This is a genomic window from Seonamhaeicola sp. ABD4_340 (assembly GCF_056312135.1).
The window spans coordinates 190,766-202,561 of sequence record NZ_CM149981.1 but is presented as its reverse complement, the minus strand read 5'-3'; the positions used below and the strand labels follow the sequence as shown (position 1 = coordinate 202,561).

The following is an 11,796-nucleotide window of genomic DNA, read 5'->3' as shown; positions in this document are numbered from 1 at the left end:
GTTTTATTTTAAAATTGAATTTACAAAAACATCAATATTTTTTGCATTATTAGCAGTAATGTGTTTTACAAAAGCACTACCAATAATGGCACCTTTAGCATATTTTGTAGCGGCTGTAAAGGTTTTGTTATTACTTATACCAAAACCAACAATTTGAGGGTTTTTTAATTTTAGGTTGTTTATACGCTCAAAATAAGCTGTTTGCTCATCTCCAAAACCAGATTTTGCTCCGGTGGTACTGGCGCTACTTACCATATAAATGAATCCGTTTGAAACAGAATCTATAAAGCGAATACGCTCATCACTTGTTTGTGGTGTAATTAAAAACACGTTTATTAAACCGTATTTTTCAAAAGTAGCTTGGTATTGTTCATGGTAAACATCTACCGGTAAATCTGGAATAATTAACCCATCAATACCAATTTCTTGACATTTTTTACAGAAATCTTCAACACCATATTGCAGCATGGGGTTGAAATATCCCATTATTATTAGTGGTATACTAACAGATTGCCTAATATCTTGCAATTGTTTGAAAAGCACTTGAGTGGTCATACCGTTTTTTAAGGCTTTTGTTGAACTGTCTTGAATGGTTGGTCCATCGGCTAACGGATCACTAAAAGGCAGTCCAATTTCTATCATGTCTACTCCGTTTTTTTCTAAATCTTGAATAATTTTTACGGTATCATCAATATTAGGGTAACCTGCAGTAAAATATATAGACAGTAGCTTTTTATTTTCTTGTAATTTTTGGTTTATTCTGTTCATTTTAAATGACTTTTTTCATTCTCTCCATAGAGGGAATCTTTTTTAAATGTATTCAGTAAGGTCTTTCCAGTTTGGGTTTAAGCTATTATTTTTATGTTGATTTAATCATTTTTTTAGTTGCATAGTTCGTTCTATGTATAAAACAGTATGGTTTTTATTTGTTAGTATACACATAATGAATATCCATAATTGCTAAGATTTCCGATTTCTCGGAAATGAAAAATCAACAACATTTATATCTTAAAATAATCAATATAATTCTGTAAATCTTTATCGCCACGACCAGATAAGCTCATTACAACCACATCATTTGGTTTAAACTGTTTTTGGTTAAAAATAGCAAGCGCATGAGATGTTTCAATGGCTGGAATTATACCTTCTAATTTACAAAGTTCTAAACCAGCTTTCATGGCTTCATCATCTGTAATTGATATAAATTCTGCGCGACCTGTTTGGGCTAAGTGCGCATGCATTGGGCCAACACCAGGATAATCTAACCCTGCAGAAATGGAGTAGGGTTCTGTAATTTGCCCGTCGTTTGTTTGCATTAACAATGTTTTGCAGCCATGAATAATGCCTTCTTTTCCTAGTACAGAGGTGGCTGCACTTTCACCAGAATCTACACCTAAACCAGCAGCTTCTACAGCAATTATTTTTACGTCTTCTTCATGTAAATAATGGTAGTAAGTACCAGCAGCATTACTGCCACCACCAATACAAGCTGCCACATAATCTGGGTTTTCTCTACCTTCTTGCTCTTTTAATTGCCATTTTATTTCTTCTGAAATTACAGATTGAAAACGTGTAACCATATCTGGGTATGGATGCGGGCCAATGGCCGAACCAATAATGTAATGGGTGTTTACTGGGTTGTTAATCCAATCGCGTATAGCTTCGTTTGTAGCATCTTTTAAAGTACGGCTGCCAGACAACGCAGGCACAACTTTTGCGCCAAGCATTTTCATGCGTGCAACATTTGGTGCTTGTCTTGCAATATCAATTTCGCCCATGTAAACAATACACTCTAAGCCCATAAGTGCACAAACTGTAGCTGTAGCTACACCGTGTTGGCCTGCGCCAGTTTCTGCAATAATGCGTTTTTTACCAAGACGTTTTGCCATTAAAATTTGACCAATTGTATTATTTATTTTGTGTGCACCTGTGTGGTTTAAATCTTCGCGTTTTAAATAAATTTTGGTGTTGTATTTTTCTGAAAGGCGTTTAGCAAAATATAACGGTGAAGGACGCCCAACGTAATCTTTTAAAAGCTTATCAAATTCATTTTTAAAGTCTGGTTCTGCCATGACTTTTAAGTAATTTTGGCGTAACTCTTCTACGTTTGGATATAACATTTCAGGTATGAAAGCGCCACCAAAGTTGCCGTAGTAGCCTTTATCATCTACATTAAAATTCTGTTGCATAGTTTTATTATTCAATTTATTTTGAAACTCTTTTAGTATGCTAATATTTTTTAATCCGGGTGCTATTTCAAATTTACTATTTACATCTAAAGCATAGCAATATTTTGCAGCGTTACTTTCTTTAAATTTTTTAATGTCTGCAACCTGATCTAAACCTATACCACCACTTAAAAAGAAAGGTTTTGTTGAAGGGTAGTTGTTTAAAATGCTCCAGTTAAAAGTATAGCCGTTGCCACCGGGTAGTTTGCCTTTGGTATCAAAAAGAAAATATTTACAAACGCTCTCGTATTGTTTTAAAACTTCAAAATTAAAACCTTCTTTTACTGAGAATACTTTTATAACTTCAATGGGTTTATGTAGCTGTTTTGTGGTATTTAGCATGTTGCAGTAAAACGGCGACTCTTCTCCATGTAATTGTACTGCTTGCAGTTTAAATTTATTTACAGTTTCTATAACTGTATTTAAATCTTCATTTACAAAAACGCCTGTTTTTTTTATGGTTTCAGGTAATTGAGGCATGATGCCATCAAAATGTCTGGGTGATTTTTCATAAAATATAAACCCAAGATAATCTGGTTGCAATGTGGCAACTTGCTCAATATTATCTTGATATTTCATTCCGCAAACTTTTAATTTCATTCTTCTAAGTCTTTTATAAATTTAGTAGCACTTGCTCCTGGATTATCGGTTTTCATAAAATTTTCACCTATTAAAAAACCTTGATAACCAAATGGTTGTAGTTCTTTTATGGCTTTAATGTTGCTAATGCCGCTTTCGGATACTTTTACAAAATCGTTTGGAATTTCAGAGCTTAATAATTTACTGGTTTCTAAACTTACCTCAAAGGTTTTTAAGTTTCGGTTATTTACGCCTAACATATCTAAACTAGGCATAATAGATTTTTGTAATTCTTCTAAATTATGCACTTCTAAAAGTACATCTAAGTGTAAACTTTTTGCTAGTTCTGAAAATTGTTTGATTTCTTCTTTAGATAAAATAGCTGCAATGAGTAAAATAACATCGGCACCATAGGCTTTGGCTTCAAGAATTTGATATGTGTCAATTATAAATTCTTTACGCAATAAAGGTAAATTACAAGCTGCTCTGGCTGTTAATAAATCATCTAAAGAACCACCAAAATATTTACCATCGGTTAAAACAGACATACCGCAAACACCTGCGCTTTCATAACCTAAGGCTACATCTTGTGTGTTTAAACTGTTATTAATTATTGATTTTGATGGTGAACGACGTTTGTGCTCTGCAATAATACCTGAAGCACTATTTTTTAACCTTTTGGCCAAAGAAATTGTATTTCTAGAAAACAATATTGATTGCTCTAATTGTGAAGTTGGAATTAAGCTTTTTCTTAAATCTACTTCTTTGCGTTTATCTATTACTATTTTATCTAGTATATTCATTTTTTTATTTTGTTATGTTCATTTTGTCTTGATACATTGCTAAGTTTAAAGTATTCTTTAAACGTGAGTACCAAGCGAAGCTGAACCAAAAAATCAAACCAATTTAAGGAAGTTCCTTAGGAACATTCGCTTTAAAAATTTCATGCTTGAAGCTGCGCTTCGCAATTCTGTTTTTTGCTCTATATTTCTATAGATTGAGCTTTCAACCGTGTCGAAATTTGAGACTTGCTTTTTTTTGTCTTTATTTCTTGTTCTATTCTGAAATTTTAATTTTTCTAACATCTAACTTAGACTTAAATTATTTGCTCAATGCTATTAATTTATCTAAACTTTGTTTTGCTTTACCAGAGAATAAAGATTCTTTAGCTAATTCAAACCCTTCTTTATGTGTTATTTGTTTTGAAGTGGCAATAGCTAAACCAGCGTTTGCACAAACTACGTTATTTTGCGCTTCTGTACCGTTACCGCTTATAATGTCAACAAATATTTTAGCGGCATCTTTAACAGTATTGCCTCCATATATTGCTTGCTGTTTTACTTTATTTAATCCTAAATTTTCTGGTGAGAATAGTTTTTCAGAATGGTTTGATACTATTTTTGCTTTGCCTGTAAGCGAAATTTCATCATAACCATCTAAAGCATAAACAATACTATAGTTTATATTTGTGTTTTGGTATATAAAACTGTAAAGACGCAATACTTCTAAATTAAAAACACCTAACGATTGGCTTTTAGGAAATGATGGGTTCACCATAGGCCCCAACATATTAAAAAAGGTTTTTACGCCTAACTCTTTACGAATTGGAGCTACATTTTTCATGGCAGGATGAAATAACGGTGCGTGTAAAATGCATATGCCTGCTTTATCTAAACAGCGTTTTAAAAAATCTTGATTGTTAGAAAATTTAACCCCTAAATTTTCCATAACGTTTGAAGAACCAGAGGTTGAAGACACCCCATAATTACCATGTTTTGAAACATTAACACCGGCACCAGCGGTAATAAATGATGATAATGTTGATATGTTGAAGGTGTTTTTACCATCACCACCTGTACCAACAATGTCTATGGCATTAAAATCATTTAGATCTACTTTTATGCAAAGTTCTAAAAGCGCATCTCTAAAGCCTTGCAACTCATTTAAAGTAATGCTTCGCATCATAAAAACCGATAGGAAACATGCAATTTGGCTAGGGTTGTACATATCATTTGATATGTTTACTATAATTTGTTTTGCCTCTTGTGTGGTGAGGGTTTCGTGGTTTATTAGTCTGTTTAGTATGTCTTTCATGTGCTTTATTAAATTCTCTTCAATAGGGAGTGTTTACTTTTGTTTACTAATGATTTACCCAATTTTCTAAAATTTTCTTGCCATTTGGTGTTAAAACCGATTCTGGGTGGTATTGTACACCACGAACATCAAAAGTTTTATGGCGTAAAGACATTACTTGCCCGTTTTCATCAAATGATGTAGCTTCTAAACTTTCGGGTAAATTAGCATTTACAACCCAAGAGTGGTAACGGCCAACTTCAATGTTTTTATTTAATCCTTTAAAAATATATTCGTCATCAACACTTAGTGTAACATTGGTGGCTACACCGTGGTACACATCGTTTAAGTTTTCTAAAGTACCACCAAAAACTTCGCCTATTGCTTGTTGGCCTAAGCACACACCAAAAATACTTTTGGTGGCGGCATATTTTTTAATGATGGCTTTTAAAAGGCCAGCTTCATCAGGAATGCCAGGACCTGGAGATAATACAATTTTATCAAAAGGTTCAACATCTTCCAATTGTAATTTATCATTTCGGTAAACAGTTACATTACAGTTTAAGTCTTCTAAATAATGCACTAAATTGTATGTGAAACTGTCGTAATTATCTATTACTAATACTTTTTTCATATCAACTTTTTAATTTTCCTGTTTTAGGAAAAAAATTATTGTTTTTAATTTAATTTGAAATTTTAGCATCATCTAAAATCTATTTTATATTTCTTCGGCTACTTTAATAGCTTTTTTTAGCGCACCAAGTTTGTTGTAAACTTCTTGGGTTTCGCTTTCTTCATCAGATTTTGATACCATACCTGCTCCGGCTTGCCAGTTTAATTTGTAATCTTTACTTAAAAAAGTTCTTATCATTATGGCGTGGTTAAAATTGCCATCAAAATCCATAAAACCAATAGCGCCACCGTAATAACCGCGACTTGTTTTTTCATATTTTTCAATAAGTTGCATAGCCATGTGTTTTGGTGCGCCGCTTAGTGTTCCTGCCGGAAACGTATCGGCTACTACTTGCATTGTAGATGTTTGCTTGTGCTTATGCCCTGTAACTTTACTTACTAAATGAATTACATGCGAGAAAAATTGAACTTCGCGATAGGTTTCTACTTTTACATTATTGCCATGTCTGCTTAAATCGTTTCTTGCTAAATCTACAAGCATAACGTGTTCGGCATTTTCCTTGTCGTCATTTTTTAGTTTTTCGGCTAAAATCTCATCTTTTGCTTCATCACCAGTACGCTTAAAGGTTCCTGCAATTGGATGAATTTCGGCTAAACCATCTGTTACAATTAATTGGGCTTCGGGTGAGCTGCCAAATATTTTAAAATCGCCGTAATCAAAATAAAATAAATAGGGCGATGGGTTTATGCTTCGTAAGGCGCGGTAAACGTTAAAATCGTCTCCTGTAAATTCTTGCGAAAAACGGCGCGATAATACCAATTGAAACACATCACCACGTTGGCAGTGTTTTTTGGCAAGTTTTACTTGTTCTTTAAAATCGTCATCAGTTAAGTTAGATTGTATGTTGTTTTTAGCAGTAAATTTATACGAAGCAAAGTTTTGAACGTTAATTAAAGCATCAATATCATGAATGTTATTATCCATATCATCATAACAATGTGCAAAAATGTAGGCTTCGTTTTTAAAATGGTTTATAGCTATAATGTTTTTGTAAACTGCGTAATATACATCTGGAATATTAACCGAATCATCCTTTTTGCTAATGTTAATATCTTCAAAATACCTAACAGCATCATAGGCGGTATAACCAAAAATACCATTGTTTATAAATTTGAAATTTTCATCACAAGAAGTGTTAAATCGTTTTGTGAATTTATAAATTTCATCAACTACATTAACATTGTTATTAATAGTGGTTTCGGTAGTGCTTCCATCAGGAAATGTTTGCGAAATCACCTCGTTTTCAATTTTAATAGAAGCAATTGGGTTAAAACAAATGTATGAGAAGTTTTTATGGTTGCGGTGGTAATCACCACTTTCTAATAAAATACTATTAGGGTATTTATCGCGTATTTTATAGTATACGGTTACCGGAGTAATAGTATCTGTTAATATTTTTTTATGATGTGTAAAAAGGTTAAATGTTTTCATTTTATATGTTTTTAATGCTTATTTGGTAATAAGCAAAGAAAAAAGGCCTGTCGTGAATGACAAGCCTTTATTTATATTTCAATTTTAAATATACTAGGTGTTACTTCACGAATGTTAGTTTCGAAAGCACCACCACCAAGTATTATTTAAAGATATTTTCATTTGTAAAATTATTTTATGCTTCAAATATAAAAACGAAAACATTAACAAACAATACTTTGTTTAAATTTTTAATTAAAAGATTGTTAATTGGTTGATAGTTAAAAAATCTATTTGCTATTTTTATGCGTAAATAGGAATATGATAATGTAAAAATAGAAAGCATTTTAAAAATGAAAATAAGCGCCACCATTTTATTAGCTGTAATTTTATTTAGTTGCAACAACAAAGTGAAAGAAAAAACTATGGCTAAAATTGATGATGCAACACAAAGTAAAACAGTTGAGGAAACTCAAGATATTGATTTAGAAATTTATGATTATGAAGGCTTAAAACCACTTTTGCATAAAAATGATGGTAAAACATATGTTGTAAATTTTTGGGCTACTTGGTGTGCACCATGTGTAAAAGAGTTACCTTATTTTGAAACATTACAAGCCAATTACAGTAATAAAAATGTGGAAGTAATTTTGGTGAGTTTAGATTTTCCGCACCAATATGAAACCAAACTAAAACCATTTATAAAAGCACATAATTTAAAGAGTAAAGTTGTGGTTTTAGATGATGCCAATTCTAACAGTTGGATACCAAAAATTAGCAAAAACTGGTCTGGTTCTATACCAGCAACCATTATATATAAAAACAATAAACGTAGTTTTTATGAACAGTCATTTACTTACCAAGAATTAGAAACCAACCTCCAAAAATTTTAAACAAAAAACAATGAGTACAACAATTAAATTATTAACGTTAGCTTTCGTATCAGTAATTTCGGTAGTGTTAACTTTACCCTCTAATAATGCCACAGAAGGTTATAAAATAGGTGATATTGCTGAAGATTTTTCACTAAAAAACATTGATGGTAAAAAGGTGTCATTATCAAATTACAAAGACGCTAAAGGTTTTATTGTCACTTTTACCTGCAACACGTGCCCATACGCAGTAATGTATGAAGATAGAATAATAGCTTTAGATAAAAAATATGCTGCTAAAGGCTACCCTGTAATTGCCATTATGCCTAACAACACAAAAGTAATGCCTGGTGATAATTTACAGGCAATGAAAAAGCGTGCTGAAGAAAAAGGGTTTACATTCCCTTATTTAATTGACGAAAATCAAGAAATTTACCCAAAATTTGGTGCCACAAAAACACCACATGTTTTCGTTTTGCAAAAAACAGGAATTGGTAATATAGTTAAATATATTGGTGCTATTGATGATAATTACAAAAGTGCCGAAGCCGTAACTACCAAATATGTTGAAAACGCAGTTGATGCTTTAATTAACTCAAAAGAGGTGCCAGAAAAAGAAACAAAAGCCATTGGTTGCACAATAAAAGTATAACAGAAAAACAAATGTTTTTTTTTGAAATCTGAGGTGTAATGCTTCAGATTTTTTTCGTCTATAAAATATATAAATACTAATTTTGTTTACAAAATATTTAAAAATGGAAGATTTAACACAAGAAGAATGGGTAGAACAATTAGCAAAAGATGATAATGCTGTTGTTTTAGATGTAAGAACTGATGCCGAAGTTGCTGAAGGTATTATAGAAAACGCTAAACATATAGATTTTTATTTAGGTGATGCATTTATTGATGCCTTAGATAAACTAGATAAAAGTAAAAATTACTATGTGTATTGTAGATCTGGAAATAGAAGCGGACAAGCATGTGCTATTATGGAAGAAATGGGCTTTGAAAATGCCTATAATTTAGAAGGTGGCATGTTAGAATGGACAGGTGATGTGGTTGAAGCTAATTAAACTATGAAACATTTTCAGAAAATAATTTTTTTAACCTTGTGCGTTTTATTTTTTAATTGTGAAAATATAAAAGCCCAAAACGGTTATGAAAATATAACTGCCGAAGAATTAGTTGAAATTTTAAACACTGAAACTATTCAATTAATTGACGTAAGAACACCAAAAGAGTTTAATGAAGGGCATATTGCGAACTCAAAAAATATTGATTTTTTATCAGATAATTTTAAGCAAAATATTGAAGTTTTAGATAAAACAAAACCTGTTTATATTTATTGTAAATCTGGTAGGCGAAGTGCTAAAAGTACAGACGTTTTTAAAGCAGCCGGATTTAATGAAATATATAATTTATACGGAGGTTTTTTAAATTGGAAAGGTAAAAAACACAATGTTGTGAAGTAAAAATAATACCACAAAAATTACACCATAATTTTTAAATTACTTTTAGCCAATTTTTTAGGTAATTCACCTTTTTTATTTTACTTAAACAGCTATATTTTATAAATTTATAAGTGATTAGGATTTTGTTAAAAATCTTAGAAAATAATTCACTTAACAATTAATTATAGCATTTTAAATCATGGATAACGGTTATATTATTTTGGGGATAATAGCACTACTGTTTTTAAGCATGTACGGTTTTGCGTATTTATCTGTAGTCCAAGAAAAAATTAAACAAAAAAGGAATTTAAAAATTCAAGAAGAAAAAGATGAGCTAAAAAAGCAACGCCTTATAGCTAATCAAAAAATTAGAGATGAAAAATTACGCAAGTTCAACCAACGCAAAGAAGAAATTCAGCATGAACTTATGTTATTAGAAAAAATGAAACTAAAACAAAGTCAAAAAGTTAGCTAATTTATTAGCAATTTTATAAATTAAAACCCATATAATTACATATGGGTTTTTTATTACAAGTTTATTTACTTTATTTGTAATGAAACTTGTAATTTCACAACCCTAAATCTATTAAAAGTAAAATCTGTAAGCGCATGTTAAAAGCAATAAGCGTTTATTTATATTTATGGTAAAGCATTTATACATTTATATTTTACTGTTTTTTTGTGCAATATCTTTTGCACAAGAAGCGAGTATACCTACACGCTTTTCACAAGAAGGAAAATTATTTAAAAGCCTTGATGAAGTCGTAAATCAATTAAAAAATCCTATAGCAAGTTTTAAAGAAGGACAAAAATGTACTGTAATTGCCTATTTAGGCAATGATAATTATAAAATACAATTTAAAGATTGGACGGGTTTAGTAACCATTGAAGATTTAGAAGTTAATGATGCGATAGATGATTTGTATTTTGAATTTCAAGAGAAAGAACACCAACGAAGATTAAAAGAGGAAGAGGCGCGTAAACGGAGGTTATACCAAATAGTTAATAAAGATAAGATTGGACAACAACGCCGTTTAGATTCCATAGCCAAAGTAGAAGCCGCCGAACGGAAGCGTATAGCATTAGAACAAGAAGAAGCAAGAAAGCAAGCAGAAGCGTTAAAACAACAACGGCGCTTAGATTCCATAGCCAAAGTAGAAGCCGCCGAACGCAAACGTATAGCTTTGGAACAAGAAGCAGCAAGAAAACGAGCAGAAGCGTTAAAACAACAACGCCGTTTAGATTCTATAGCTAAAGTAGAAGCAGCCGAACACAAACGTATAGAATTAGAACAAGAAGCAGAAAGAAAACGTTTAGAAGCGTTAAAAACAAAACGCCGTTTAGATTCCATAGCTAAAGTAGAAGCCGCCGAACGCAAACGTATAGCTTTGGAACAAGAAGCAGCAAGAAAACGTTTAGAAGCGTTAAAAACAAAACGTCGTTTAGATTCCATAGCCAAAGTAGAAGCCGCCGAACGGAAGCGTATAGCATTAGAACAAGAAGCAGAAAGAAAACGTTTAGAAGCATTAAAACAACAACGCCGTTTAGATTCCATAGCTAAAGTAGAAGCCGCCGAACGGAAGCGTATAGCATTAGAACAAGAAGAAGCAAGAAAGCGAGCAGAAGCATTAAAACAACAACGTCGTTTAGATTCCATAGCCAAAGTAGAAGCCGCCGAACGCAAGCGTATAGCATTAGAACAAGAAGCAGAAAGAAAACGTTTAGAAGCATTAAAACAACAACGCCGTTTAGATTCCATAGCCAAAGAAGAAGCCGCCGAACGCAAACGTATAGTTTTAGAAAAAGAAGCAGCAAGAAAACGAGCAGAAGCATTGAAAACAAAACGTCGTTTAGATTCAGTGGCTAGGGTAAAAGAGTTTGAAAGAAAAAAACAGGCTTTAATTAGAGAAAGAGCTATAAAAAAAGCAGAAGCTTTAAGAGAAAAAAAACGTTTAGAAGCTATGGCTAAGGCTGAGGCTGAAGAAAAAAATAATAGCAAAAAAATAAATATTAAAGAATTAGAACTTCAGAAATATAGAAGCGCTTGCCATTATGTTATGAATGAATTTGATAATCTTTATCAAGAAAAGGTGATCATGACTAAAGCTTATAAAATTCACGACGATTTAAAAGCTGAACTTTATAAAAAAGGAAAAAGAATTGATTTGTTCTTAACTTCAAACATCAATATTGGTTGTGTTAGTGGTTTTTCTAACAAAAACACTTACGTTAAAATTTTATTAGAAAATGGTAATTCGGTTGTGTTATATCACACATATGGTACCAGTTGTAGCGGGTTTGAGTTTAAAGGGAAATTAGCTCACAACTATGTGGAAACATTACAAAAATCTCCTATAAAATCTATTGTTTTAAAAGGTACCAAGGGCGCAAAAGAAATTACAAATATTAATTATAAAGCGTTTTTTATTGATAAATTAAAGTGTGTTGAATAACACATGCTACTATCATAATGTGTAATTACTTTGTAA

12 protein-coding genes and 1 pseudogene are annotated in these 11,796 nt (G+C 31.8%); 6 read left to right on the top strand and 7 right to left on the bottom strand.

Annotated features, from left to right (window positions below):
* Positions 1–3: 3 nt before the first annotated feature.
* The 7 genes and pseudogenes from trpA to ACYX4H_RS00895 form a co-directional block, all read right to left on the bottom strand.
* Entirely contained in the window at positions 4–768 is a 765-nt protein-coding gene (trpA, locus tag ACYX4H_RS00925; protein WP_476237349.1) for a tryptophan synthase subunit alpha, read from the bottom strand.
* A 233-nt stretch (positions 769–1,001) separates the two neighbouring features.
* The gene (trpB, locus tag ACYX4H_RS00920; RefSeq protein ID WP_476238619.1) at positions 1,002–2,189 is read right to left on the bottom strand and encodes a tryptophan synthase subunit beta; all 1,188 of its coding nucleotides are present in this window, start codon (positions 2,187–2,189) and stop codon (positions 1,002–1,004) included.
* 33 nt (positions 2,190–2,222) lie between these two features.
* Positions 2,223–2,807, bottom strand: a pseudogene (locus ACYX4H_RS00915) (phosphoribosylanthranilate isomerase); the annotation flags it as partial.
* Positions 2,808–2,824: 17 nt separating this feature from the next.
* Positions 2,825–3,610: an indole-3-glycerol phosphate synthase TrpC gene (gene trpC / locus ACYX4H_RS00910; protein WP_476237348.1), complete on the bottom strand. Its 786-nt coding sequence runs from the start codon at positions 3,608–3,610 to the stop codon at positions 2,825–2,827.
* 298 nt (positions 3,611–3,908) lie between these two features.
* Positions 3,909–4,901 carry an anthranilate phosphoribosyltransferase gene (gene trpD / locus ACYX4H_RS00905; protein ID WP_476237346.1) on the bottom strand — a complete coding sequence of 331 codons (993 nt, stop codon included), beginning with the start codon at positions 4,899–4,901 and terminating at the stop codon, positions 3,909–3,911.
* 46 nt (positions 4,902–4,947) lie between these two features.
* Entirely contained in the window at positions 4,948–5,514 is a 567-nt protein-coding gene (locus tag ACYX4H_RS00900; RefSeq protein WP_476237345.1) for an anthranilate synthase component II, read from the bottom strand.
* Between the two features lie 84 nt (positions 5,515–5,598).
* Entirely contained in the window at positions 5,599–7,005 is a 1,407-nt protein-coding gene (locus ACYX4H_RS00895; protein ID WP_476237344.1) for an anthranilate synthase component I family protein, read from the bottom strand.
* A gap of 332 nt (positions 7,006–7,337) precedes the next feature.
* On the opposite strand from ACYX4H_RS00895, the gene ACYX4H_RS00890 reads away from it, so the two are divergent.
* The 6 genes from ACYX4H_RS00890 to ACYX4H_RS00865 all read left to right on the top strand — a co-directional run bounded on the left by ACYX4H_RS00890 (position 7,338) and on the right by ACYX4H_RS00865 (position 11,760).
* Positions 7,338–7,877, top strand: a complete 540-nt coding sequence (locus ACYX4H_RS00890; RefSeq protein ID WP_476237343.1) for a TlpA disulfide reductase family protein — start codon at positions 7,338–7,340, stop codon at positions 7,875–7,877.
* 10 nt (positions 7,878–7,887) lie between these two features.
* Positions 7,888–8,508: a thioredoxin family protein gene (locus ACYX4H_RS00885; protein ID WP_476237342.1), complete on the top strand. Its 621-nt coding sequence runs from the start codon at positions 7,888–7,890 to the stop codon at positions 8,506–8,508.
* 103 nt (positions 8,509–8,611) lie between these two features.
* The gene (locus ACYX4H_RS00880) at positions 8,612–8,929 is read left to right on the top strand and encodes a rhodanese-like domain-containing protein (RefSeq protein ID WP_476237341.1); all 318 of its coding nucleotides are present in this window, start codon (positions 8,612–8,614) and stop codon (positions 8,927–8,929) included.
* Positions 8,930–8,932: 3 nt separating this feature from the next.
* Complete coding sequence (locus tag ACYX4H_RS00875; protein ID WP_476237340.1) at positions 8,933–9,328, top strand: rhodanese-like domain-containing protein; 396 nt, start codon at positions 8,933–8,935, stop codon at positions 9,326–9,328.
* A gap of 178 nt (positions 9,329–9,506) precedes the next feature.
* Entirely contained in the window at positions 9,507–9,782 is a 276-nt protein-coding gene (locus ACYX4H_RS00870; protein ID WP_475295300.1) for a hypothetical protein, read from the top strand.
* Between the two features lie 166 nt (positions 9,783–9,948).
* The gene (locus tag ACYX4H_RS00865; protein ID WP_476237339.1) at positions 9,949–11,760 is read left to right on the top strand and encodes a hypothetical protein; all 1,812 of its coding nucleotides are present in this window, start codon (positions 9,949–9,951) and stop codon (positions 11,758–11,760) included.
* Positions 11,761–11,796: the final 36 nt, after the last annotated feature.